The sequence below is a fragment of the Cupriavidus sp. SIMBA_020 genome, assembly GCF_046535395.1.
GTDB lineage: Bacteria > Pseudomonadota > Gammaproteobacteria > Burkholderiales > Burkholderiaceae > Cupriavidus > Cupriavidus campinensis.
This window is the reverse complement of the sequence record NZ_JAWRWU010000012.1, coordinates 129,227-155,315: the sequence shown is the minus strand read 5'-3', so window position 1 is coordinate 155,315 and position 26,089 is coordinate 129,227. Positions and strand designations below refer to the sequence as shown.

General features: G+C 65.0%; 19 protein-coding genes. 11 read left to right on the top strand and 8 right to left on the bottom strand.

Annotation, left to right across the window (positions count from 1 at the left end):
- Positions 1–11: 11 nt before the first annotated feature.
- Genes tssE through tssB form a run of 8 tightly spaced genes read right to left on the bottom strand, consistent with a single transcriptional unit; the run spans position 12 to position 9,542 of the window.
- Positions 12–443, bottom strand: coding sequence for a type VI secretion system baseplate subunit TssE (tssE, locus tag SB751_RS21575; protein WP_144197738.1), 432 nt, complete (start codon positions 441–443; stop codon positions 12–14).
- On the bottom strand, positions 443–3,133 hold the full coding sequence (gene tssH / locus SB751_RS21570; protein ID WP_250025582.1) for a type VI secretion system ATPase TssH: 2,691 nt from the start codon (positions 3,131–3,133) through the stop codon (positions 443–445). Before tssH ends, tssE begins: the two co-directional genes overlap by 1 nt.
- Before the next feature lie 59 nt (positions 3,134–3,192).
- Positions 3,193–3,678, bottom strand: a complete 486-nt coding sequence (locus tag SB751_RS21565) for an Hcp family type VI secretion system effector (RefSeq protein WP_092293497.1) — start codon at positions 3,676–3,678, stop codon at positions 3,193–3,195.
- Between the two features lie 4 nt (positions 3,679–3,682).
- A complete protein-coding gene (locus tag SB751_RS21560) occupies positions 3,683–5,419 on the bottom strand; it encodes an OmpA family protein (RefSeq protein WP_144197736.1) in 1,737 nt (578 codons plus the stop codon).
- A gap of 10 nt (positions 5,420–5,429) precedes the next feature.
- Positions 5,430–6,077, bottom strand: coding sequence for a DotU/TssL family secretion system protein (locus SB751_RS21555; RefSeq protein WP_313819141.1), 648 nt, complete (start codon positions 6,075–6,077; stop codon positions 5,430–5,432).
- Complete coding sequence (gene tssK, locus SB751_RS21550; RefSeq protein ID WP_410748531.1) at positions 6,074–7,420, bottom strand: type VI secretion system baseplate subunit TssK; 1,347 nt, start codon at positions 7,418–7,420, stop codon at positions 6,074–6,076. The genes SB751_RS21555 and tssK overlap by 4 nt, the downstream gene beginning before the upstream one ends.
- 20 nt (positions 7,421–7,440) lie before the next feature.
- A complete protein-coding gene (tssC, locus tag SB751_RS21545) occupies positions 7,441–9,003 on the bottom strand; it encodes a type VI secretion system contractile sheath large subunit (protein WP_144197733.1) in 1,563 nt (520 codons plus the stop codon).
- Positions 9,004–9,026: 23 nt separating this feature from the next.
- A complete protein-coding gene (tssB, locus tag SB751_RS21540; RefSeq protein WP_144197732.1) occupies positions 9,027–9,542 on the bottom strand; it encodes a type VI secretion system contractile sheath small subunit in 516 nt (171 codons plus the stop codon).
- Positions 9,543–9,837: 295 nt separating this feature from the next.
- Here tssB and SB751_RS21535 point away from each other — a divergent pair, with 295 nt between their 5' ends.
- The 11 genes from SB751_RS21535 (at position 9,838) to SB751_RS21485 (ending at position 25,970) form a co-directional block, all read left to right on the top strand.
- A complete protein-coding gene (locus SB751_RS21535; RefSeq protein WP_410748530.1) occupies positions 9,838–12,159 on the top strand; it encodes a type VI secretion system Vgr family protein in 2,322 nt (773 codons plus the stop codon).
- Between the two features lie 57 nt (positions 12,160–12,216).
- Complete coding sequence (locus tag SB751_RS21530; RefSeq protein ID WP_144197730.1) at positions 12,217–14,454, top strand: M23 family metallopeptidase; 2,238 nt, start codon at positions 12,217–12,219, stop codon at positions 14,452–14,454.
- 1 nt (position 14,455) lies between these two features.
- Positions 14,456–15,100: a hypothetical protein gene (locus tag SB751_RS21525; protein WP_144197729.1), complete on the top strand. Its 645-nt coding sequence runs from the start codon at positions 14,456–14,458 to the stop codon at positions 15,098–15,100.
- A 17-nt stretch (positions 15,101–15,117) separates the two neighbouring features.
- Positions 15,118–15,357, top strand: a complete 240-nt coding sequence (locus tag SB751_RS21520; protein WP_410748529.1) for a PAAR domain-containing protein — start codon at positions 15,118–15,120, stop codon at positions 15,355–15,357.
- 3 nt (positions 15,358–15,360) lie between these two features.
- On the top strand, positions 15,361–16,623 hold the full coding sequence (locus SB751_RS21515) for a hypothetical protein (RefSeq protein WP_144197727.1): 1,263 nt from the start codon (positions 15,361–15,363) through the stop codon (positions 16,621–16,623).
- A gap of 73 nt (positions 16,624–16,696) precedes the next feature.
- Positions 16,697–20,059, top strand: a complete 3,363-nt coding sequence (locus SB751_RS21510) for an ImcF-related family protein (protein ID WP_410748528.1) — start codon at positions 16,697–16,699, stop codon at positions 20,057–20,059.
- Positions 20,052–21,617 (top strand): type VI secretion system protein TssA, encoded by a 1,566-nt coding sequence (tssA, locus tag SB751_RS21505; protein ID WP_211943110.1) that lies wholly within the window; start codon positions 20,052–20,054, stop codon positions 21,615–21,617. The genes SB751_RS21510 and tssA overlap by 8 nt, the downstream gene beginning before the upstream one ends.
- Positions 21,618–21,629: 12 nt before the next feature.
- Positions 21,630–23,510 (top strand): type VI secretion system baseplate subunit TssF, encoded by a 1,881-nt coding sequence (gene tssF / locus SB751_RS21500; protein ID WP_410748527.1) that lies wholly within the window; start codon positions 21,630–21,632, stop codon positions 23,508–23,510.
- Positions 23,511–23,572: 62 nt separating this feature from the next.
- Positions 23,573–24,553, top strand: coding sequence for a type VI secretion system baseplate subunit TssG (gene tssG / locus SB751_RS21495; RefSeq protein ID WP_211943125.1), 981 nt, complete (start codon positions 23,573–23,575; stop codon positions 24,551–24,553).
- A 17-nt stretch (positions 24,554–24,570) separates the two neighbouring features.
- Positions 24,571–25,092, top strand: a complete 522-nt coding sequence (tssJ, locus tag SB751_RS21490) for a type VI secretion system lipoprotein TssJ (RefSeq protein WP_410748526.1) — start codon at positions 24,571–24,573, stop codon at positions 25,090–25,092.
- Between the two features lie 113 nt (positions 25,093–25,205).
- Positions 25,206–25,970, top strand: a complete 765-nt coding sequence (locus tag SB751_RS21485; RefSeq protein ID WP_144197723.1) for a sulfite exporter TauE/SafE family protein — start codon at positions 25,206–25,208, stop codon at positions 25,968–25,970.
- Positions 25,971–26,089 lie beyond the last annotated feature (119 nt).

Here is a 26,089-nt window from a genome sequence, read left to right as displayed (position 1 = left end):
CTCAGGTTCCCTCAGTCGCGGTCCTGCACCGCGCGTAGCAGTGTCAGCCGGGTCTTGCCGTCGGGCGTGAAATGCGTGCCAAAGCGCACCAGCCCGGCCCGGCGCAGGTGGCAGGTCATCGTGAAACTCAGCAGCATCCCGGGCTCGGTATCGTCGATATCGATATCGATGGCCCGGAGCCTCGGCTCGTAGCGCAGCAGCGTCATTTCAATCTCACGCTTGAGCGTGTGCGCCGACGAGGGCAGGTGCCGGTAGATGCGCGACAGATCGCCCAGCCCATAGTCCGGAAGGTGGGCCAGCCCGCCGCGCCGGCTGTTGAGAATGCGCTGGATATTGTCCTGGACGGACAGGAAAGTCTGCGTCGCCAGGTCGAATTCCTCGACCGGCACCCCATTCGCAAAGTGCCCCGTGATTGCCTCGAACAGGCCCGGGCCGCCGGCCATTACAGGTCAGCCTCCGCCCGCGCCGCATCCTCGTCAAACTCCAACCCGATGCCGTCCGCGTCCGAGAAGGTCAGCCGGATCGTGGCCGCGGCGCCCGCCTCCGCTGTCTTGTTCCCCATTCTTATTAGCAGCTCGCGGGCCAGCACCGGCAGGATCTGCTGGTCGAGCAGGCTGTCGATATTGCGCGCGCCGGTGTCCGGCAACAGGCAGGCGGCGACCAGCGCGTCCACCAGCCCATCGTCGTAGCGCAGCGGCACGCCGAACCGGCGCGCCACCCGCTCGCTGACCTTGTCCAGCTTCATGCGGACGATTGTCGCCATGGGCCCGGCGGCCAGCGGCCGGAACACCACGGTCTGGAACCGCGCCAGCAGCGCGGGTTGGAAATGCTCGACCAGCGTCGGGCGGATCGCCTCCATCAGCATGCCGGGGGTGGCCGCGCCGCCAGCCTCGGCCACCGCGTCCGTAGCGGCCAGGATCTGGTCGCTGCCCAGATTCGACGTCATCACGATCACCGTATTGCGGAAGTCGATCACCCGGCCTTCGCCGTCGCGCATGAAGCCACGGTCGAACACCTGATAGAACAGGCTCAGCACGTCGCGGTGGGCTTTCTCCACCTCGTCGAGCAACACCACGCTGTAGGGGCGCTGGCGCACCGCCTCGGTCAGGACGCCGCCCTCGCCATAGCCGACGTAGCCGGGCGGCGAGCCCTTCAGTTGCGACACCGTGTGCGCCTCCTGGTATTCGGACAGGTTGATCGTGATCAGCGCCCGCTCGCCGCCGAACATCAGGTCGGCCAGCGCCCGCGCCGTCTCCGTCTTGCCGACCCCAGAAGGCCCGACGAGCAGGAACACGCCGATCGGTGCGTCTTCGGCCTTGAGCCCCGCCTTCGCCGCCCGCAACCGCTTGCCGAGCGCTTCGAGCGCCTCGTCCTGGCCCACCACCACGCGGCCCAGCCTGGCCTCCAGATCCAGCAGCGTGGCCAGTTCGCTGGCCAGCAGGCTGTCCGCCGGCACCCCGGTCCAGTCCGCGATGACTTCGGCGATCGCGTGCTCGTCCACCTCGGCGCGAATCAGCGCCTCCCGCCCGGCTGAACCCACGGCGCGGTGGGCGGCCTCAATCGAGGGCGCGAGATCCTGCCGCAACGCCTCGTCCGCGTCCTGCCATTGGCGGCGCAGGCCGAACAGGGTCTCCGTCGCGGCCTTCTGGGCGGCGAGGGTCTGCGTGAATCGGGCGAGATCGTCATCCAGCGCCTCCAGCCGGCTGTCGATGGCGCCGATCCGTGCGGCGTCACGGATGCCGGTGGCACCCTCGTCCTGCGCCAGCGCGGCACGCTCGGTTTCCAGCGCCGCGCGCTCGGCCTCGCACCGGGCGAAGGCAATCGGCGTGGTGTCCTGGCTCATGCGTACCCGCGCGGCGGCGGTATCGAGCAGGTCAACCGCCTTGTCGGGCAACTGGCGCCCGGTCAGGTACCGGCGCGAGAGCCGCACGGCGGCGACGACCGCCGCGTCGGTGACATGCACGTCATGGTGCCGCGCATAGCGCTCCTTGAGGCCGCGCAGCATCAGGCAGGCAGCCTCGTCGTCGGGCTCGTCCACCTTCACCATCTGGAAGCGGCGCTCGAGTGCCGCGTCGCGCTCGAAATACTGCTTGTACTCCGACCACGTAGTCGCCGCGATGGTCCGAAGCTCACCGCGCGCAAGCGCCGGCTTCAGCAAGTTGGCCGCGTCGGCGCCGCCAGCGCTGTTACCCGCCCCGATCAACGTGTGGGCTTCGTCGATAAACAGCAGGATCGGCGTCGGCGACTGCTGCACCGCCTCGATCACCTGCTTCAGCCGCTGCTCGAACTCGCCCTTGACACCCGCGCCGGCCTGCAACAGCCCGAGGTCGAGCGTCAGCAAGCTGGTGTTGGCGATGATTGCCGGGACATCACCCTCCGCGATGCGCAGCGCCAGCCCCTCGACCAGCGCGGTCTTTCCAACCCCGGGCTCGCCCACGAGGATGGGGTTGTTCTTGCGGCGCCGCGCGAGGATGTCGATCATCTGCCGGATCTCGACATCACGGCCAAAGACCGGATCGATCTGCCCGGCACGGGCCTTGGCGGTGATGTCGATCGTGAAGCGGCCCAGCACCGGGTTGTCGGGGCGGTCCGCCACGGTTGGCGTGTCGGTTGGCAGGGGAAGGATCTCGGGCAGCCGCTGCGCCTCGCTCGATACCTGGTCCAGCTCCGGCATCAGCCGCTCGATCTGCGCGGCGGAGACACTGAGCAGCGGCCAGGCATCCGGCGCCCGCAGCCAATGCGGCGCTTCCACCAGCGCGGCGAGCAGGTGCGCCGAGCGAATCTCGGCGCCGCCCGGCGCCCCCACCGCCGCCGTCGAGAGCGACGCGCGCATCCATGCCGCCTCCAGCCACTGGCCCACGCGCGGCGAGAGCCCGGGCCGACCGCGCAGGTCATGCGGCAGGCGGTCGATAGCGGCGAGCAGCGCATGCCAGATGGCATCGACATCGAGTTCATAGCGCCGCAGGATCGCCAGCAGGTCGCCTTCGCCCAGTTCGAGCAGCTTGATCAGCCAGTGCTCGACCTCGATGTCCCGGTGGGCACGGGTCTCGCAGAGGCTGGCCGCCTCGGTCAGCGCGCGGGCGCAATGGGGGTTCAGGCGTCGCAGGAACGGGGAATAGTCGCGGGCAGTCATGAGGGAGAAATGGCGATGGACGCGAAGAAAAGGCCGGCGCGCGGCCGGCCCGGCCTTACTCAGGCACGCTCGTTCCAGCTATCGGCATGGATGATGTTGCCGTCCTTGTACGACCAGGTGATCTTCTCGTAGCGCAGCTCGATGCTCTCGAGATGGTTGTGCTTCTCGAAGGCCGGGCTCTTGATGTCGTGCATCTTGGGCGTGACGCCGACCACCTTGACGTTCTCGAGCTTGGTGTTGAAGTACTCCTTCTCCTTGCCGGCATCGTCGATCTTGTACCAACGGATCTCGACGGCCTTCAGCGTCTGGCCGCTGGAGACGGCCTTGTACAGATACGGCGTCGAGGCGTCGGTCTCTTTGGTAAAGACGATCGGCTCGTGCACGCGGGTGCCCGTCAGCTTGCCGGTGTTGGCATCCGTCGGGATCTTGACCGCATGGTCGAACGCCACCACCTCGACACTGCCCTCGCGGCCCGAAACCGTGACCGAACCCTTGATGTCGGCGCCACCATCGTCCTTGATCCACATGTATGCGGGAATTGCCATTTGCTTACTCCTTCTGCTGAAATGAACAGGCCGACTGGCCAGAAGTGACCCGATCGCCGTCACGGCAATCGGGAACAAGGGTGATCTCCACACGGCGGTTGGCGGCGCGGCCCGCCTCGGTATCGTTGTCCGCCTTCGGACGGGTGTCGCCGTAGCCTTGCGTCGCAAAATGCGTCAGCGGCAGCCCGGCGGCATCGGCCAGCCAGTTGCGGACGGACACCGCGCGCGCCTCGGACAGCCGCAGGTTGCTGCGCGAATTGCCAGTGGCATCGGTGTGGCCGGCCACCAGCACGCGCTTGTCCGGATGCGCCCGAACCATCTCCAGCGCGCCGATCATCACGCGGTTGGAGCCCGGATTCAGGGTGGCGCTACCGCTGCGGAACAACGCCAGGCTGTCCAGTTCGATCGTGACCGGCGGCGGAGGCGGCGGCCGGTAGCCGGCAATCAGCGTATCGATGGGCGCACGCAGCGCGGCGCCGCGATACAGGCCGAGCCCGAGCCGCAGCGGCACCCCGTTGCGGGCATGGCGGTCCAGTTCGTCGCGGTCACGCCGGACAGTCTTGAGGGCATCGACACGCGCCGCATCCTGTTCCGGAGCCAGCGCGCGATAGCGGTCCATGTTGCCCGTGACCCGCGCCACCAGCGCCCGGTTCTGCCATGCCGAGGCGGCCGCAGCTGCACAGAAAGCCACCGCCAGCCACACGAAACCATGCGCCAGCGCCCGTGGCAGCGCGCGCCGGACCGGCTGCCGGCCGATGCCGAGGATCAGCGACTCCGGGAGCGGATAGCGGACACCGCCACTCCCTTGTGCGCGATGCGCCCCGGCCAGACCGGTGATGCGCGCCACGGCCCCGGCAAACAGCGACTTGTCGGCTGGCGTGCCGTGTACCGCGATCACGCCGACAGCGGCCACCTGCACCGGTCGTCCCGTGCGGCGACCGTCGCGGCTGCCTTCGCGGCTTTCGTCCCGCATGGGCGGCAGCAAGGCCGCTTGCACCCATCTGGCCAACGCATGCAGCCGGGTAGCGCGATACCACCGCGCGGTGCGGTCGGCCGGCCCGGCGGTGCGCGCGTAGGAATCGAGGCTCGCCGCGACTTGCGCGATCCATGCCTCGTCCGCCAGCGCCGCTTCGCCAGACATGCCGAACCACGGACATTCGTCCGGCGGCCCGTCCGATGCCTCACCATAGACCGCGACGCACACTGGTAGCGGATAGTCCACGGCGCGGCTGGCCTCGCCAATCGCGTGGCGCAAGCGGCCGAGCCGCGCGTTCAGCGTTGCGGCGTCGCATATCAGGTCGGCAGCGGCCAGGCACACCACGGCGTCCGGCCCCTGGCCGTCGCGCCAGCGTTTCAGGGCGTCCGCCACGTGCGCCAGCCGCGCCGGATCGTCCACGCGGACCCAGATCGCGGACTCGGTGATGCTGACCAACGCGTCGCCGAACGCCGACGCCAGGGCGCCATCCGGCTCGCCTACGGCCAGTACGAGCGGCGTATTGCGGCGCATTTCGCCGGGCAATGCATCGAGCGACGCGTTGACAGCTTCCAGCACGGCCCGGGAGGCTCGCCGGCGTGCCCGCCCGCGCCGTGTGGCGACGATCATCGCCGCCAGCATCAGCGCCACGACGAACATGCCCAGCAGCAGATTCCAGGTGGCCGACCACGGCGAGCACAGCCCAAGCCATGCCAGACAGAGCGCCGCGATCCAGCCAGCCAAGGTGCGATAGGGATAACCGGTCACGTTACGCCCTTCAAGCAGCCAGCCGCGCGATGGCCGCGTCGAGCCAGCGATCCAGCGCCAGATAGACCAGCCCGGCGCCGAGGAGCGCGAGCACCACCCAGGCGACCGGCGAAATGTGCCAGTCGGCGCGTCCCTTGCCATGGGTGACGATGACCGGCCCGTTGCCCTGGTCGAACCCCGCACGCGCCAGCCGCTCATCGAGCGCGCGCAGCAGCGCGGCGCGGTCCGTGGCGCCGTTCAGGGCGAATCGCCCCTGGAAACCCAGTCCGAGCACCACATGGAAGACCCCGAGCAATGGCAGCACCGGTTGCGGCGCCGCAAGCCGCCGTTCGATGCGGTCGATCAGCGCATCGCCCGCGTCATGACTCTGGAATTCCTTGACCTGCAACGGCTCGCGCTCCCACTCGTCCCGGCCCGCTCCCTCAAGGTGGCGGAGCGCGTATTCGTCGAGCAGCGCGCATTGCGCATAGATCGCGTCCTCGATGACGTCCGGGGATTGCCCCGCCACCCGGAGTTCCTCGCGCAGGCGGGCGATGTGCCCCAGGCACGTCTCACGGAACGACGCGAAGGCCACCGGAGTGCTCCCGCTGGCCAGCGCAGCGACAGTAAGGGCGGTATCGCGGAGCGCGAGCGGAAAAATCGGATCTGACGTGGTCATGCCGGCAATACCGCAAAGAGTTCGAGCGATACGTCCGGCACGGAAGCCGGCACGTAGAACTGGCAGGCCCGCGCGTCCAGCATGCGCCGGAACGCCGGGTGGGCGCTATCGAGCGCGAAGTACTGGTTCTCGATCCGCACCGGAATGGCGGCGGGCAGGCGCGACATCGACCGCAGCGGAATACCGGGCAGCGCCGAGTTGACGATCTGCGAGACTTCGTCCGGCGCTCCCGCCTTGCACAGCCGTGGCAGTTGTTCGAGCAAGGCGTGCGCCGGCATCCCAGCCTGCACCGACAGGTAGTACTCGGTGCCCTCGACCAGCCGCTCGTCGAGGATCTTGCCGTCCCAGATCGTGGGCCGCAGCCGTTCCAGTGCAATCGGCACGACGCGCGACGGCACCACCGCATCCACCAGCCGCCGAATCATCGATTCCAGCTCCGCGAACACAGGCTCTGGCGCCATGTGGTCGTAAGCCGGAATGGCCTGCAGCGTCTCCGTGGTCGAGAACGTCAGCAACGCACCCGCCAGCCGGGCCAGCACACGGTAGAGTTGCTCGGGATGCTGCTGCGGGGCCGCGCGCAGCCGCGCCAGCTCCGGCCAGGCACTGTTGACACTGTGCAGCAGCCAGAACAGTGCCACGTCGGCCACCGCGTAATCGGCCATCTGGTCGGAACGCTCACGTCGGCGCACGCCCAGGCTCGCACTCTTCGCGCTGAGGATGGTCGACAGCCGCACCATGCGGGCGGTCAGCTGCTCGCTTGCGGACAGGAACAGGCTTGGCGGCACGTAGGCCGGATCGAGTTCGATCTGGCCCTGCGGCGTCCGGATAAGCCGAGCGATCGGGCAGGTCACGTAGTCGCCTTGTGCCTCGCCGTCGAACAGCAGGGCCAGTGCGTGACGTTCGACGCTGATTTCCTCCTTGCCCTCACCGTGCAGGTCGGCGACCTCCAGGTACTCACGCACGAAGCGGCGCGGCCGCGCCGGCCGTTCGCCATCGTCGACGCAATTGCCACCCAGCGCGTCCATCAGCGGCAGCCCGATCAGGACCACCGCCGAGTCTGCACCGGCCGGCAGATCGGCCAGATCGCGCGCGGGAGGCGTCCGGTCGGCCGTCTCCGTGTCGATCACGGTGCCATCCGGCAGGCGTGCGGCAAGCGAACTCACCGCCAGTCGATTCACTGTCAGTGCCTGGGAATCGATGACGACGCGCACGACGCCCCATGGTTCCGGGGTGGCGATACGCGCAATCTGCTCGCCGGCGTGGCGCTCCCATAGCGCCTGCTGCTGGAAATGCTGCGGCGTCATAAAGATGCCCTGCGCCCACAGCGGTCTTGTGATCTTCATGGTATCGGGCCGATTCCGCTTCAGTTCTTCGCCTTGGGCATCTGCGAGACGAGCGACAGGTTGATGTCCATCCCCTCGATCTGGAAATGCGGCACGATGAACAGCTTCACGCGGAAGAAGCCCGGGTTGTCTTCGATATCCTCGACAATGACCCGCGCGTCGCGCAGCGGGTGCGATGCCTGCAGTTCGTCACCCGGATCGGTCATCTCGGTCACGAGCGTCTTGATCCAGCTGTTCAACTCCAACTCGAGGAGGCGGCGGTCCTTGGTGGTGCCGATGTTCTCGCGCTGGATCAGCTTCAGGTAATGCGCGATGCGCGACAGCAGGAAGATGTACGGCAGGCGCGCGTTGACACGGCTGTTCGCGGTGGCCTCCTTGGTGTCGTACAGGGCCGGCTTCTGGGCCGAATGCGCCGAGAAGAAGCACGCGAAATCGTGATTCTTGTAGTACGACAGCGGGATGAAGCCGAGGTTGGCGAACTCGAACTCGCGCGTTTCGGGAATCAGTACCTCGGTCGGGATCTTGGCCTGGTTGCCTGTGCCAAGGTCATAGAGGTGAATCGGCAGGTCCTCGACCAGACCGCCAGCCTGCGGGCCCCGGATCTGCACGCACCAGCCGTTCTTGATGAAGCTCTGCACCATGTTCGCGGCGAACGAGAACGATGCATTGGCCCAGAGGTAACGGTTGTGATCCGGCCCCTTGACCGCCTCCGTATAGTTGAACGCGCGGACCGGCACGGTATCCGGGCCGTACGGCAGCCGCGCCAGGAAGCGGGGTAGCGTCAGGCCGATATAGCGTGCGTCGTCGGATTCGCGGAAGCTCTTCCACTTCAGGTACTCGGCGCGGTCGAAGTAGTTGCCGATGTCGCGGATCGCCGCCACGTCCTCCATCGACGTCTTGCCAAAGAACTCCGGCGCCACCGCACCCACGAACGGCATGTGCGCAGCCGCCGACACCTTCGAGATATTGCGCAGCAGGGCGATATCCTGTGGGCTACGGTCGAACGCGTAGTTGGAGATGATCGAGCCGATTGGCTCGCCGCCCGGCGTGTCGTACTCCTGGATATAGGTGTGCAGGTACAGGCCGCTCTGGATCACCTCGGGGGTGTCCTCGAAGTCCTGGCGCAGCGCTTCCTTCGAGACGTCGAGCACCTCGATCTTCACGTTCTTGCGGAAATCGGTGCGATCGACCAGGAATTTCAGGCCGCGCCAGGCCGATTCGATCTCCTGGAAGGTCTCGTGATGCATGATTGCATCGAGCTGCCGGCTGATCTTCTCGTCCAGATGGGCGATGTGGAAGTCGAGCAGGCTCTTGTCGAGCCGGTCCACCTGCTGTGACGAATCCTGGATCATCTTCAGGAACACGTGCATGGCCTGCGCCACGCGCTCGTCGAGCGAAGATTCGGACAGCGCGTCTGCGCTCTGGAACGACTCCACCGGCCGCGTGCTACGGACCGGCGACAGGTTGATCTTCTCGCAGAGCGCTTCATAGACGCTCTTGCCCGGCGCGTCGAGGACGACGGCAGCGGCGGCGCTATCGGCGGCGCTATGGGTACGTGCAGACAGTTCTGGCTTCTTTTCCATGGAAAAAATCCTCGGGTAACGGGTTACTGGGCGGAGGCCGGAGCCGGGGCGGCCTGGCCAATCTTCTGCAGATCGGCGCGCAGGCGCTCGGACAGCCCGGGGTCCTTGAGGATCTTCTCGAGTTCGCGACGGAACATTGCGTTATCGAGCAGGTTCGACTTGAGGTCGCGCAGGAGATTGCGTGCCGCCATCAGCGCGCGCAGTTCGGGCACCTTGCCGGCTACCACCTCCGGCTTGAAGTCATCCATGGAATGGAAATCGAGATCGACGGGCAGCTCGGAGCCATCCGCTGCGAGCGTGTTCTCGACGGCAATCCTGGCCCGCGGGTTGAAGTCCGCCAGCACCGCATTGAAGTTGTTCTTGTTGATCGAGACCTTCTCCCGCTCCGCCAGCGCGCGGGTGTCCTGCCCGCTGCTGTAGTCGCCCATCACCAGCAGCTTCAGCGGCAATTCCACCTTCTTCTGCGCGCCGCCGGTGTGCAAATCCAGCTTGATGTTGATCCGTGCCTTGGGCACTTCGTTCTGGAAGCTCTCTGCCATTCTCGATTTCCTTCTCCAACAGGTTTCAATCCACGCGGCGATCGATTCGTCTCGATCAGCCGCACGGCCGGTAGACACGCAAGTCCGGGAGACTATCTTTTTTATTTCTTACTGTATTTAGGTGACTTCCTAAAATTCGTCAGACTTTTGATCTTTTTTATCTAAATCAATTTTTCGACATAGTCCTATTTTCCTCAAAGCCACAAGGCGGTAAGGTGCGGCGCGCAGGAGCATGTCGCTTGCATCGCGACATGCCTGACGTGCTACGCCGGCTTGCCGGCCATGGGGAGAGACGATGTCGGCTGGGGTTGCAACACTGAAGGCATATGGGGAAGCACTGCTCAAGGGACTGGGCGGACAGCAGTCGTACTTCCTGAAGGTGCCGGGCGCGGAGACCGCAGTCGGTCTCTCGGTGGTGTCGTTCGAGGCGGTGGAGCAGCTGGGCGCTCCCTATGCCGTCACGATCCAACTCACCCACCCGCTGGAACTCGGGCGTGCCAGCTACCTCGGCAAGCCCGCCACGTTCGAGATCGACCCCGGCGATGGCACCGAGCCGCGCAAGTTCGCGGGATGCATCACACAGTTCTCCAAGACCGCGCGGACGCAAGACTTCCACGGCTACCAGATGGTGGTGGAGCCCCTTGTGGCCCGGCTCCGGCTCACCCGCTCCACCCGCGTCTACCAGCACCAGACCGCGCCGCAGATCATCGAGGCGATCCTGCGGCGGCATGAACTGGTCGGCCACCAGTTCATCTTCAAGCTGCGCCGCAAGTACCCGCAGCACCCGTTCCGCTTGCAGTACCAGACGTCTGACTGGGACTACATCCGCCTGCTGATGGAGCAGGAAGGGCTCTATTCCTATTTCCTTCCTGGGAAATTCGGCGAAATGGTGGTGTTTGGCGACGACATCGACCATTACCTCTACAAGCCTGAATTAAGTGTGCCCTACCGGGAGACCGCCGGCCTGGAGGCCGGTGTCGAGGCGGTCTTCAGCATTCGTACAAATGCTAGAACCGTCCCCGAATCGTTCCTCGTGGCGGACTACAACCCCGACCTGGCCTGGGAGCCGTTGAAGGGCGAAGCCAATATCGCGCGAAAGGACAAGACCACTTACGGCCAACCTTACGTCTTCGGCACCCATCACCTCGATTTCGATGGCGCCAAGTGGGAGGCCCAGCTTCGTCACGAGGCCGCCATCGCCTGTCAGGTGGAATACGAGGGCGAGAGCAACGTGCTGGAACTGCGTCCGGCGCGGATCCTTCGAATGGATATTGACCTGCCCGACGCACCCAATGGGCAGGTCATCACCGAGGTCACCCATACCGGCGCGCGCGATGTCGCATATCGCAATTCCTTTAAATCAATTCCTTCTGATCGCCGTTTCCGGCTGCCACTGGACGAGGCCAACTGGCCAAGGATCCCGGGCACGCTGAGCGCCCGCATCACCTCACCGAGCCAATATCAGTACGCCTACCTGACCCAACAGGGCTACTACACCGTCCGCTTCGACTTCGATTTCGAGAAATGGCCCGGTGGCGGCGAATGCGTGCCCCTGCGGCTGGCAAAGCCGTTCGCCGGCGCATTCCAGACAGGATTCCACTTTCCGCTGATCGACGGCACCGAAGCCGCCATCGCGTTCCGGGACGGGAACCCGAACAAGCCCTACATCGCCCACGTCCACCACAACAGCCGTCAGACGGACCTGATCACCAATCACGACCGCTGGCTGTCGCGCAACGTCATTCGTACGCAGAGCGACAACAAGCTCGAGTTCGAGGACTGGGAAGGCCAGGAGCACGTCAAGCTGTCCACGGAGCATTCCGGCAAATCGCAACTGACACTTGGCCATATGGTGGATGGGAAGTGGAAGAAGCGGGGGGAGGGGTTCGAGTTGCGGACCGATGCGGCAGGTAGCATCAGGAGCAGGGGACTTCTGCTAAGCGCTGACGTGCGCAAGCGCGGGACCGGGCAACAGCTTGAGATGCAGGAAGCGCTGTCCGAATTGCGTCTGGCACTGGACCGAGTGTCAGCGCTGGCGCATGCGACGACGCAGGCAGGTGCGACACCGGCGGACAACACCACCCAATCGGAATTGCTTTCCGCAATGGACCAACTCAAGGGCGCGGGCATTCTCGCCACAGCGCCCGGCGGACTGGCATTCCTTACCCCCGAATCGATTCAGCATAGTGCGAGTGGAAACGTCATCTTGACGTCCGGCAGGCAGATCGATGTGAGCGCCGTGAAGCGCTTCGCAGTCGCGGCAGGCGAATTAATCTCGCTATGTGCCCATAAGCTCGGAGTCAAGCTGTTTGCCGCAAAGGGAAAGGTCGAAATCCAGGCGCAATCCGGCGCGCTTGACTTGTTCTCCGCCAAGCGGCTGCACATTGCCAGCGCAGACGACGAAGTCGTTGTATCTGCACAAGAAAAACTCACCCTGATGTGCGATGGCGCCTACATCAGATTGGCAGGGGGAAGCATTGAGATCGGCTGCCCAGGCGACTTCAACATCAGAAGCGCTTCCTTCAGCTACTCCGGCCCCGACCGGCTAGATGCTGTTTTGCCAGTCTTGCCGACCAGTGAGCCACTGTCGATCGAAAAATACCGCTTGTCCATCTAACGCGCCATGATCATTAGCCCTCCGTTTCTACCTTCCACAGACAGTGCATTGGAGCTCATGGATTGGACCGATCGTCGCGAACAGCTTCACGGCATGTATCCGATCTGCCACGACCGGCGTTGGCACGGCGGTTGTCACTTGGCACCCGAATACCAGAACGATCCCGTGAGAGCGATTGCCGATGGGGAGGTCGTGGCCTATCGCGTCTGCCAGCACCTCGAGGGGCACGAGGGAGGAGTCAGCGACACCAACGCCGGATTCGTGCTTTTGCGGCACGAGACTGACACCGGTGAGGGCCGCACGCTCCGGTACTACTCCCTTTACATGCACCTTCGTCACCTCGGTGGATATGGAGGCAACTGTGATCCAGCCCGCTTGCCAGACTGGTTGCGCATGCCAACGGAGGCGAAAGCAGGCAAGGGCAAGCGGGTCCGCCGAAAGGAGATACTAGGCTGGACAGGGCGATGCGACGGCGCCATGTATCTTCACTTCGAGATCTTCATGACAAAAATTGATTTCGAAGCCTATTTCAAAGGCACGCAGCTTGGTCAGGCGACACCGACGACGCCATCTGGGGCGGACCATTGGGGAAACAGCTATTACGTTGTTCCTAAGGGCACTCCCATTCTTCCGCAACCACCCGGCACGATACAAAACAAGTTGAAAGGCATTGATTTTCCCCTACTGAAGGGCATTGCTGCGACGACGCGGGACCTTTACATCGAAGTCTGTTTCCATCTCGGGCAGAGGATTACTCGCGTTTGGCGCGATAGCGGAAATGGTGTGCGTACGCTTCTGACCAAAGCCCCCATTAAGGAAACGGACTACGAATACAACATGCATCTGCGTGCCTCCCGGCTATATCCAGCCTGTCCTAGTGACGGCTACGAGCTCTTGCGCTTTGGGCGAGTTTTAAGCCAGTCGCCGACACTCCCATCGGCTGCGAGGACAACCTGGTTTCGGGTTGCATTTGATGAGAATGCGGAGGGGTATGTTGATGTCAACGATCCGCGTATACAGAAACTCTCTGACGCAGATTTTCCAATGTTCGCGGGATGGCAAACGGTACGTGAAACAAACGCTCCGTTCACACAAGATGGTCTGTGTGATATCGACTCGCTTAAGACATTACTTAAGAAAGACAACCCCGAACACAACCCGTATATAGGAACGTCCGCAGACAAAGAACTGCTCTACTACGTTCACATGGACGACGACGTAAGAAGGAGGCTTCGAGGGTTAATTTGCGAAATGCCCTCGGAGTGGGATGGAATGAACAGCGATGCACGCTATCGCAAGATTAAGGAAAAGGGAGAGCTCTACGCCGGCAATGAAAGCGGCTACGAAAGGTTCATGAAGCTACATGAGATGTGCCAATTCTGGGACAAAACGGGCTTGCCACCTACGGCGTCGGATCGGCTTTGGTTTTTTCATCCCCTGAGCTTTATCAGACACTTTCGCAAATGTACATGGCTTAGCTCAAATGAGTTCGCCCAGATCTACCCGAACAAGGCCCATCCGAAGATGGATCTGGAGAGCCTCCGCACCGAGTATCTCACCCCCCTCAACTCCGCCGCGCGGAAGTTTGGCATCACCACGCCTACGCGGCTGGCGCATTTCCTTGGACAAGGCGCAGTTGAAAGTGCACATCTCACGCAGATGCAGGAACTCAGCATGATCGGAGATATGAAACCCGCCGGTTTTTACGGTAGCGAGTTGAATCGCCTCTCGCGATCACGCGAATCTGACCTCGGCCATTGGTACGGAGAGCACCCGGCAGAGGACGACCCATGGTATCGATCAACCAAATTCAATAGCAAGGGAACACGTATTGCTAGTTCCTACGATTGGAGAAACGGAAATTGTGATTTCGAGGATGCACAGAAATTCCGGGGCCGTGGATTCAAACAACTTACCGGAAGGAGTAACTATGCTGACTACTGGATATTTCGAGGATGGAATTCCGTAGAATTCTCTCGTAGTTGGTGGACCGACCCTGCATTCAAAGCAAAAAATAGAAAAGGGATGAAATTAAAGCCCATCACCATAAACAACCCACATCAGGTGGCGCTGCCGGAAAATTGCATGGACAGCGGGGCCTTCTATATGAGATTTTCCCGCCCCAATGTATTTATTCGTATCGACAAGGACAATTCTTCTCTTGCACTTTCAGCCGGAGATATCTCCGCTGAAAAGAGAATTTCCGCTGCGGTCACTGTAGCCATTAACGGCGGGAATCTCGCCGAGGATGAGCGCCTGAAATTCACTCGCGCTGCCAAATTGATATTGGGTTGACATGAGAAAAGCTCTCTTCACTTCCGCTATTACAGCGCATCTTCTGGTTACCGCGTCTGCATGCACGGCAACCGAATTTGAGGCGTCGGGGGAGAAAATCACGTTTCACACTGACGGCTCGCTCCGCACTTGCCTGCTGTCTGCTCCAGCAAATTTCGCCACGGCAAGTAATGACGGATCAGCAGTAATCATTTCTGCACGAGGGTATTTGAGGCGAGAGGATTTGGAAAACTGCAGCAGTGATGTGCCTGTCCGTGTGAACGAGATTCCAAAAGGAGTCGGCTTCCTGACGGATATAAACCTAAGAAAAGGGATCTATGTCTCTTTGGATTTTGTAAGTGTGCAGCCATTTTTATATTTAGCAACGGTTGCACGCATCGGCACAACCAAGAATCTCGTATCGATTTCCGGATCATACTTGCCCAGCAAGCGAATATCAAAATTGGCAAAGCACGCCTTTCTGAGCGATGGAATTGCGGGATCTTCAATTATCTCTCCAAGCGGAGATTATGTTGCCCCCTCGGGCTCGATAGACTGCGATCCGCAGGCCTTTCCAGGCGTATGGGACATCAAGAAAAACAAGCGCGTGATAGAGACGCCGGAGGTGTGTAGCGAATTGTTCGGAAATTCGAAGGGAAGAGATTAATGCGCGGAGCAATCAGAGTGGGCGACAAACTCGAGAACGGCGGAACAGTATTGGCCGGCTCAGCCACGATGGTGTTCATGGGTCGGGGCGTCGCACGGCAAGGAGACCCGGCGCGATGCAACGTTCATGGCGACACATTTATCGCGGAAGGCGATCGCGCCTTCACCGACAAAGGCAAACCTATCTCGCTGCACCTCCAAAAATGCGCGTGTGGTTGCCGCCTGATTTCGTCGCTCAAGATCGCGGGGAAGGAGTAAGGCATGCCTATCGACTATGCCAAAGCCGGTTCCGAGATCGCGTTGCCCAATCGGACACGGCAACGACAATGGGTACTGCTCTGGGTATTTTGCAGCGCATTGGGAGCGGCGGCCGCCGTCTTCTTGTGGCCCACCGATAAGCCTGCACAGGGCGCCCACTTCTGGTTCGCCATTGTCGCGGCGCCTCAGATCGTTTTTGCATTAGTGCTGGGATGGTTTCGTCACAGCTATGAAAGCGCACATCTCGCCGCGCATTATCACAACCAACATCGCGAGGAATACCTGAGCGGGTTGATCTCGCGCTCGCAGGTTCCGTTGCATATCGTCGCATCGTCTCACTGTGTGCCTAGTCCGGACTTGTCACTTTCCCAAGTGTTGATCACAGGCAAGTCGCAGATGGCTGCGCGGCGTGTACGTCATGGTGCCGATCTGATCCGTCATAGCCCGTTACCTGAATGGGATGAGGAATTGAGTGAGTCGAAGCAAGAATGCGCTGATGGGGCCTTGCTGGATCGCTTCGATGTGCTGCTGGAGAGGTTGCTGGCTCCGGTCTTGGATGCCCTCGTGGCACTGCGTCAGCATGGGGGGCGCTACGTCCCCGAAATTCGGCTGGTCGACGACTCTGTGGCGACAGCAAAGAACCGTTTGCGGCAACTGCGGCGAGTGTTGGATGCGAACGGCCTGGACGATCTCGAGGCGGATGTTGTCGACGCCAAGAATGCCCGAAGTCTCCTGCTTGCGGATAAGTGGCTGGACCGCGAACCCTCGTCGCCATTGCTTTTGGTCGCCACACAACTGCATGAATTCCCGCCCGAAGAGAGCGCCGAAGCAGGAACTGCGCTGCTGATGGTTCCAGAGAGTCTCGCACTTCCGGGCGGCGTGCACTCGCTTGGCAAGCTCCATCGCCCAGTGCAGTGCCCACTGCACGCACTGAAGGAAGGAGGCGCCGAGGCACTTCGCGCCGGCTCAGCCTCCCCAGATGAGATCAAGCGTCTGTGGATAGCTGGCGTCGACAGCGCCGCAGACGCCGCCGTCGCGAAGGGCCTGGCGGACGCCGGGCTAACCCAACTATCAGACCCCGGACGGCAGCATCACCTCGATCGCATTCTTGGCCATGCTGGCGTGGCAGCAGGATGGATCGCTGTGTGTGCGGCGATCGAATCCGAGGACGCCGGCCCGCAGCTGGTGTTGAGCGAAGGCGGCGACATGCAACTCGCAGTCGTCTATTCAGCAGCAAGGAAAGCAGAATCCGATGTCAATGTCTAGCCATGCGCCACAACAAAGCACTGCAGCGGCAGCGCCTGTCCTCTCATGGGGCTTCCTGCTATTCGCGGCATCGTTGGCCGCGCTTGGCCTGGCCGCAATCTGGCTTTGGGGCGATGACCTGGGGTGGAGAAGCACCGCATCGAAGAAGACGGCTACACTGCGGCTCGCGGCCATCGTTGCGTCGGCGATGGCGATTCACGCACTCGCTTCTCGCATGGGTGCTTATCGGGCCGCAGGCTGGCTGTTTCGACAGCAGACCAACAATGGTCGGATGTCAGGCGCGGAAGCCAGCGCAAGCCCGGGAACGCAGTTGCGTGATCTGCGGAAAGAACTATTCGACGCCCACGGATACCGTTGGCGGCATCGCCTGCCCTGGTTTCTGCTCACCGGAGATGATGCGGCGATTGCGCGACTTCTCCCCAATTCTGTGGAGCGCCGCTGGGTCGTCACACCCGACGCGGTACTGCTGTGGCACAGGCATGCGGAGAATGGACAGCCTGACACCGACTGGATGAAGCAGATCTTCCGGCTGCGGCGGCATCGCCCGGTGGACGCGATTGTTCTCATTGCCGATGGCACGGAGGGAGGCAATCCGGCTTCACAAAGTGGCACCCATCCGCACGTCGCTTCATTGACCCAAATCAGGAAGGCTCTGCGCTGGTCCGCGCCTGTCTACGCGCTTGATGCCATGCAATTTGATGCCACGGCTAAACCCAATGCAGCGGTGATCGCTTGCGAATGGAGCCAGGGGCACGTCGAGGGCTGCAAGAGATCGTTGGAGAGCTTGCACCAAACCCTCGCCCGTCGCGGCACTGCGCAACTGATCGCCGACCACACCGACCGCTACATGGCAACGCTGTCCCAGCAACTGGACAAGCGCATCAACGGACTCGTCGAGTGGGTAACAGGGCTGATGAATTCCCGCAGCGGAGCTATTCCTCTTGCGGGGATCGTCTTTTCTCCGTATCCGCAGCCCGGCACCACCACCAACCTCCCCCTCTGGCAACACATCGCCGATTCCGCCCGCCGTCATCCCGGCCGGCGGGTCGGCTTCCATCCCGTCACCGTCTTTTCCACCATCGCCCTCGGCGCCATCGGCCTGTGGACGGCCGGGATGTTGCTGTCCGGCTATCAGAACGCCCGCAATATCCACACTGCACAGCGGGCTGTCGATGCCAGCGCCGCGGAACTAAGTGCCGCCGGGCAACTTCGCTCGCTCGTCAGCCTCCAACACCAGATCGCACGTTACGAACCCCGCCCCGGTCATCACGCGCCGCTCTTCACCCGCTTCGGCCTGAACCGCGACGCCGCCCTGCTCGCAGCGCTGTGGAAGCCCTATGCGGCGGCCAGCCGCGAGCTTCTGGTCGGCCCGATCCAGCAGGATCTCGAAGATGTGCTCGTCGATCTCGCGCAGATGCCGGTGGATGGGCTCGACGCGCAGGGCAGCCAGTGGGCGCTGGGCGGCCATCAGACGCTCAAGACCTATCTGATGCTGGCCAACCCGGAGCGCGCCGAGCCAGACTTCCTGGCGCCGCAGCTGGTCCGGCACTGGCAGACGGAAGCCCGCATCACGCCGGGCGAGCGGGACGATCTGGCGGATCGGCTGCTCACGTTCCATGCCGCCCGCGTCAAGGCCCATCCCGACTGGCGCATCGAGGCGCGGCCCGAGCTGGTGGCCGGCGCGCGGCGCACGGTGCTCGCGGTAATCGGCCAGCGCAACGCGCAGGACACGATCTACCGCCAGGTGATCGATGGCATCGGCAACAAGTATCCTGATCAGACGCTGGTGTCGCTGACTCCCGGTACCGACGCACGGGGGCTGATCCGTGCCAATGCGCTGGTGCCCGGCGCCTACACCCGGCAGGCCTACGACGGCCACGTGGCCGAGGCCATTGCGCAGGCCGCCAAGCGCACGGAAGTCACTAGCGATTGGGTGCTATCAGACGGCAATGCCCCGCAGTCGGCCAGCCCGAAGAACCTACAGGCCAGCCTCACCGCCCGGTATTTCGCCGACTACGCCGAGCAGTGGCAGCGCTTCATGAACAGCCTCCAGTGGGAGCCCGCCCCCACGCTGCCGGGCGCCATCGACCAGTTGAAGCTGATGGCCGATGCGCGGCAGTCGCCTGTAATCGCGCTAATGAAGTCACTCGATTACCAGGGCGGCGCGGGCGCGCGGAAGGACTCGCTGTCCGACACGCTGGTCGCCAAAGCGCAGGACATGCTCGGAAAGAAGGCCACCGGCCCCCAGGCCGTCAAGCCCGACACCGCCGGCCCGCTGGGCCCGACCTTCGGGCCGATCCAGCGGCTGATGGCCGTTGGTGAAGGTGCCGGCGGCGACATGAGCCTGCAGCGCTTCCTCGATCGCGCGACGGCCCTGCGGTTGCGGCTCCAGCAGGTCAGCCACAGCCCGGACGCCGACGCCCAGGCCCGCCAGATGGCGCAGGCGCTGTTCCAGGGCAAGGGCTCGGAGTTGGCCGATACCCAGGCGTACGCGCAACTGATTGCCGCAAGCCTCGGCGCCGAGTGGGCCGGGATGGGGGAGGCGCTGTTCGTGCGTCCCATCGCCCAGGCGACCCAGACCGTGCTCCAGCCGGCGCAGGCCAGCCTGAACGCCGCCTGGCGAGACAGCATCGCCATGGCATGGGGCCGCGCCTTCGCCGGCCGCTACCCGTTTGCGGATACCGCCAACGACGCCTCGCTGCCGGAACTCGCCCGCTTCCTGCGCCCGCAGGGCGGGCTGATCCACGGCTTTCTCACCGCTCAGCTGGCCGGCGTGCTCGAACTGCAGGGCGATGCGTGGCAGCCCGCGGCGTCGGGCGGCCACGCGCTGGCGTTCGATCCGGCCTTCCTTGCGGCGATCAACCGGCTGCAGCGCATCGGCACGCGGCTGCTCACGCAGGGCGAACCCCGCTACCAGTTCGAGATGAAGCCTGTGCCGACGCCGGGCCTGACCGATACGCTGCTGACCCTGGACGGCCAGACCCTCCACTACTACAACCAGCGCGAACACTGGCAGGCCATGACGTGGCCGGCGAGCAACCTCGAGAGCCCCGGCACGCGCCTCCAGTGGCAGACCGAGACGGCCGCCACCAACAAGCATTACGAGTTCACCGGCCGATGGGGACTCGTCAGGATGCTCGAGCGGGCCAGCATCGAGCCGATCGACAGCGCCACGTTCCAGCTCACGTGGCAGGGGCAACCGGATAGCCCCGTCGTGGCCCCCGCGCCCGACCCCGCGCCGGACCCCGACAGCCTGACCCCGCGCGCTGCGATGCAGCCGCCAGCCAGGGATGTCACCTACCCCATCCGCTACCAGCTGCGCACCGAACTCGGCCATGGGCCGCTCGAACTGCTCTCGCTGCGCGACTTCGTGCTGCCGTCCCGGATCTTCCTCGACAAGCCCCAACCATCCACCACCAAGGGGAACGATGTTTAACCAGTTGCTCAACGCACTGTTCGGCACGCGCGCGCCGTCGGATCTGGCCCGGACGGCCATCGCGCGATGGGAGCCGTGGCTGAAGCCCATCCGCCCCGACGCACCCGCCGGGGACGATCCCGGCTACGACGACGACTTCCTCGCCATCAAGGACGAAGTTGCCAAGCTGTCCGATGTCAACGACACCCTGATCGTCGAGACGGCGGAGCGCCTGCTCCAGGGCACTGCCAAGGACGCGCGGATCGCTGCCTACTATCTCTACGCGCGCATGCGGCGGGACGGCGCCGAGGGCATCGCGTCCGGCTTCGAGCTGCTGTCGGCACTGGTAGACCGCTTTGGCACGCAGCTGCTGCCCGCCCGGGCCGAGAGCCGCAAGGCGGCGCTCGAGTGGCTCGCCAGCGCCACGTTCACGGATCGGCTCGACCGCGTGCACGGGCTGACCGGGCTGCCGCTGGAGCGCACGCTGTCGGCGCTGGCGCTGATCCTCGAGCGCACCGCGCAGTGGCCGGAGGCCGCCCGGCCGGCGCTGGACGCCCTCTTCCGGCGCTTCGAGGGCCGCGTGGAATCGCCCGCCGCCCATGACTCTGGCGCCGAGCCCGCGTCACCTGCTACGCCGATGGCGCTGCCCGCAGGCGACGTCTCCTCCTCGCGCGACCTGCTCGACCGCGCGCGCCAGATGGCCACGTTCCTGCGCGAGCAGCCGCAGGGCTATCTGGCCGCGTACCGGCTCATGCGCTGCGTCCGTTGGGACACGCTGACCGAGGCGCCGCCGCACGAGCCCAGTGGCAAGACGCGACTGGTGGCCCCACGCGCCGAACTGCGCGCCCAACTCAAGCGCCTGCTGTTGCAGAAGCAGTGGCCGGAACTGCTCGACCGGCTCGAACGCGCCTTTGCCGAAGGCGCCAACCATTTCTGGCTGGACCTCCAGTACTACGCCTTCACCGCGCAGGACCAGGCCGGCGGCGACTACGCGCGCGTACGGGACCTGCTGGCCACGGACTGCGCATTGATGCTGGAGCGGCTACCCGGCATCGAGCAACTGAGCTTTGCCGATGGCACGCCGTTCGCGGACGACACCACGCTCGAATGGATCGCACGCCATGCCACCGTGCGCGATGTCGAGCGGGGCGACGCCGTGGCGCCGGTGTCGGTCTCGTCCGCCAGCACCGACTGGGCGGAGACCGAGGCCCAGGCGGCCGATCTCGCCGCGCAGCAGAGCCTGGACGCGGCGTTCGCGTGGCTGCAAGGGCTGCCCCTGCCCGATGGCGAGCGCGACCGCTTCATCCGCCAACTGGTGATGGCACGCGTGGCCGCCCGCGCGGACCGTGCCGATACCGCGCTGCACCTGCTCGCCACGCTCGAAGCCACCGCCGCGCGCTTCCAGCTCGCCGCGTGGGAGCCGGGCCTCGCGTTCGAGGCCAAGCAGCAACTGCTGCGGCTGCTCCGGGCGCGCCTGTCGCGCAAGGACGCCGACAAGCCCGCCATCGCCCATCGCATCGACACCCTGCTGGCCGATCTGATCGCCCTCGACCCGGCGCGCGCCATCGCCACCGCCTAGCCTTCCCGAGACATGAAGCACCCGACCCAAGACAACGAGATCCTGCGCTACTACGAAGCGGAGATGCGCTACCTGCGCGAAGCGGGCACCGAGTTCGCCCAGGCCTACCCAGACCGCGCGCGCATGCTGAACCTGGATCGCATCGGGGAGCGCGACCCGCACGTAGAGCGGCTGTTCGAAGGCTTCGCCTTCCTGATGGGGCGCCTGCGTCACAAGCTGGACGATGAACTGCCAGAGTTGACCGAGGGCCTCGTCAGCATGCTATGGCCCCACTACCTGCGCATGATCCCGTCGCTCTCGATCATCGAGATGTCCCCGGCCATGGGCACGCTGCAACGCCACGAGGTGCTGCCGGCCGGGCTGGAAGTCGTTTCCGACCCGGTGGCGCTCGGCGCGCAGCCGGCGCGCGGGCAGAGCGGGCAGAGCGGGCAGAGCGGCCAGGGCACCCCGGGCAACCCCGGCGATAGCGTCGACTGTATCTACCGCACCACGCAGTCCGTCGACCTGTATCCGCTGCGCCTGACCGAAGCGGCCACCTACACGCGCGAGGATGGCCGCTCGGTGATCCGCCTGCGGCTGGCGCTGCAGGCGCAGGCCAAGATCGCGCTGCTGGAGGTGCCGCGCCTGCGGCTCTTTCTCCATGCCGACCGCCCGCTGGCGCTCGCCCTGTACGCCGCGCTGACCGCCACGCCGGTGGCGATGCACGTGCGGGTGCCCGGCCACCCTGCCGACCGTCCCGGCACGCCCCTGCCCATGCCGGGTCTGTCCCTGCGGCCGGCCGGCTTCGCCGCCGACGAACGGCTGTGGCCCAAGCCGGACAACGCGTTCGGCGGCTACCAGCTGATGCTCGAATACTTCACGTTCCCCGAGAAATTCATGTTCGTGGACCTGTTCGGGCTCGACCTCCCCGCCATCGCCCGGCTGGCGCCGGAGACGGAGCAGTTCGATGTCGAGGTCGTGCTCGCCCGGCCATTCCCCGATGACCTGCGCTTCTCCGCCGAGAACGTGCGGCTCCATTGCGCGCCCATCATCAACCTGTTCGAACTCGAGGCCGACCCGGTCACCCTCACGCACCACGAAACCGAATACCGCGTGCGGGCGATGGCGCAGCATGGCCGGCATGTGGAGGCGTACTCGGTGGACACCGTGCGCGGCTTCGAGGCCGCCAGCGGCGAGCGCTTCGAGTACGCACCGTTCGCGGCGTTCCGGCATCGCGGCGGCATGCTGCGCCACGAGATGCCCGAGCGCTACTTCCACACGCGCGTGCGGCGCGGGCCGTCGGGCCAGGTGGACACCTGGCTGGTGCTCGGCGGCCATGCCTGGGAGACGCAGGACGCGCTGCCCGAGGAGACGCTCTCGCTGTCCGTCACCGGCACCCACGGCATGCTGCCGCGCAAGGGCCTGCGTGAAGCCGGCATCACACAGATGCGCGGCGGCTTCACCAACGTGGCGTCGATCCGCAACCTCACGGCGCCGACGCTGCCCGTCTATCCGCCCACCGGCGACCGCTTCCACTGGCGCGTGCTCTCGCATCTGGCGCCGAACTACCTCTCGCTGCTCGATGCCGAGGTACTGCGCGGCACGCTGGCGCTCTATGACTGGACGGACGGCGAGACCAACCGGCAGCGCATCGACGCCATCACCGAGGTGCGGCACCGCCCTCTGCAGAAGCTGGAGAGCGGCGGGCTGCTGCGCGGCGTGGAGATCGAGGTCTGGCTGGACAGCACGCGCTTTGCCGGCGCGGGCGACCTCGAACTGTTCGGCGAGATGCTGAACCGCTTCCTGTCGCTGTACGCCACGCTCAATCTCTACACGCGGCTCGTGATCGTCTCGCAACCGTCCGGCCAGCGGCTGGCGTGGCCGGACAGCAAGGGCCAGGGGGCGCCGTTTTGAACGCACCGGACAACCGGGCGCCCCGCCCGCTGAGCGAGGCATTGCTGGCCGATGCCCCGCGCATGAACTTCTTCCGCCTGTGCGAGTTGATCGAGCTGGCGGCGCCAGGCCACCCGCCGCTCGGCACCACCGATTCGCCGGCCAATGAGCCGGTGCGCTTCCGCTCGAACGGCCGGCTCGGCTTTCCGGGCCGCGAGATCGACGCCGTGGAGCGTGACCCGGACCACCCCGACGCGCCACCCGTGGTGCGCACCAATTTCCTGGGGCTGTATGGCGTCGATGCCCACATGCCGTCGTATTTCGTCGACGAAGTGGCCCAGCGGCGCGATGGCGCGGAGCCGCTGGCGGCCTTCCTCGACCTGTTCCACCACCGCATCGTCACGCAGTTCTATCGCGTGGCGCGGAAGTACCGCTACCCGCTGGGCTTCCGGCGCGACGGCGGCGACGAGGTGTCCCGCTACCTGCTGAGCCTGCTCGGGCTCGGCCTTGGCGGGTCCGCTGTCAGCGACACCGTGCCCACCCAGAAGCTGCTGTCGATGCTGGGGCTGGCCAGCCAGCGCACCCGCACGGCCGAGGGCCTCGCTGGCGTGCTGCAACACGCCGTGCCCGACGCAGGCGTGCGCGTAGACGAATTCCATCCGGTCTGGACCCGCCTGCCGTCGGACGCGACCGAGCGCAGGCCGCTCGGGCAGAACTGTGTACTCGGGCGCGGCTTCTTCGACCGCGCGAATGCCGTGCGCGTGGTCATCACGCCCCGTACGGCGGACCTCGTGCAGGGCCTGATGCCCGGCCACGCCCAGCACCGGGAGGTGATGACCCTGCTGCGCTTCTACCTTGGCCACACGGCGCATGCCTGTATCGAAATGCACGTGCACACGTCCCTGATGCCGCCGCCGGCGCTGAACGACGGCGCGGTGCGGCTGGGCTATTCCACCCAGCTGCGGGCGCCCGCGGAGTCCGTGACCCGGGTGCAACTGGGCACCTGGAATGGCATCGTCCAACCCGCCGCGCGCCCGGAGCGCCACCCCTCCAGCCACCACTAATCATGAGGACAAACACGATGAGACAGCCGTTCAGAACCGGGGCGTTGTGCCTGTTCGCCAGCCTCGCCGCAGGGTGCGGCGTCGGCCAGGCCGTGAAGGACAGCACCGTGGAGGCCGCGAAGTGGGCCTTCACCACGCAGGTCAAGACGATGAATCTCGACCTCGCCAGCCGGACGTCATTGAACGCCACCGACGCCGGAAAGTCCTTGTCGACGGTGGTCCGGGTCTATCAGCTGAAGACGCCGGACGCCTTCCGCGAACTGAGCTACGCCCAGCTCCAGACCAATGACCTGACGGCGCTGAAGCCCGACCTGCTGGCCCAGCGCGATGTCGTCCTGCGCCCGGACGAGCGGGTCAGCCTGGCCGAGCCGATGCATGCCGACGCCGAATTCGTCGGCATCGTCGCCCTGTTCCGCAACCCGGACGAGGAAGCCGGCTGGAAGCTGGTGGTGCCCCGGCGGCAATGGAAGCAGACCGATCCGGTCAGGGTGGAGGTGCGCGCCAATACGCTGGCGTTGGCTGCGCCGGCGAAGGGGTAGTTAACGGAATAGCAAAGGGGTCGCCCCCGGCAGCGCCCATGTATCCACGAATGTCCGCGTATCATCGACGCTCTTCGCCCCCTCTTCGCGCCCCTGACGCCCCCGGATTCACCATGCCTGACCATTCGTTGCTGTCCGCCCTGCTCATCTTCGGACTTGGAGGGCTGCTCGGCGGGGTCGGGGGCCTGTTCGGCATCGGCGGCGGGCTGATCGCCATCCCGGCCCTCGGGCTGCTCTACGGGATGGACCAGCAGCTCGCCCAGGGCACCTCGCTGGTGATGATCGCGCCCAACGTGGTGATCGGCTTCTGGCAGTACCGCAAACGGGCCGATATCGAACTGCGCACTGCCATCGTGCTCGGTCTCTCGGCCGTGCTGGCCACCTACTTCTCCGCCCGGCTGGCCACCGCCATGGACGCCCAGCTCCTGCGCCGGATTTTCGCAATCTTCATGATCGGCCTCGCCCTGTACTTCTTGTGGCGCCTGATGCCCGGCCGGGCCGTGACCCAGCAGCAGGCGCGGCTGTCGTCGCGCTGGATTCCGGCTGTGGGCGTGGTGGGCGGGGCGTTCTCGGGGTTCTTCAGCGTGGGCGGCGGCGTGGTGGCCGCGCCGGCGTTGGTCGGCCTGTTCGGCATGCGGCAGGCCGCCGCGCAGGGGCTGGCGCTGGCGCTGGTCACGCCGGGCGCCGTGGTCGCGCTGATGACCTATGCCCAGGCCGGCCATGTCGACTGGACCAGCGGCATCCCGCTCTCGCTCGGCGGCATGCTGACGATCTCCTGGGGCGTGGCGCTGGCGCACCGGATGCCGGAACGCCGCCTGCGCGCCGCGTTCGCCGTCTGCCTGATCGCCACGGCGGTGGTCATGCTCGTACGCGGCTAGCCTGCCGCCGGCTTGCGGAAGACCAGACTGAAGTTGTTCGCCGGCATCGGGATGGGCGCGTCGCAGGTCATGTCTCGTCCGCGGGCAGTTTGTCAAAGTGACCGTCCAGAAGGCGGCCG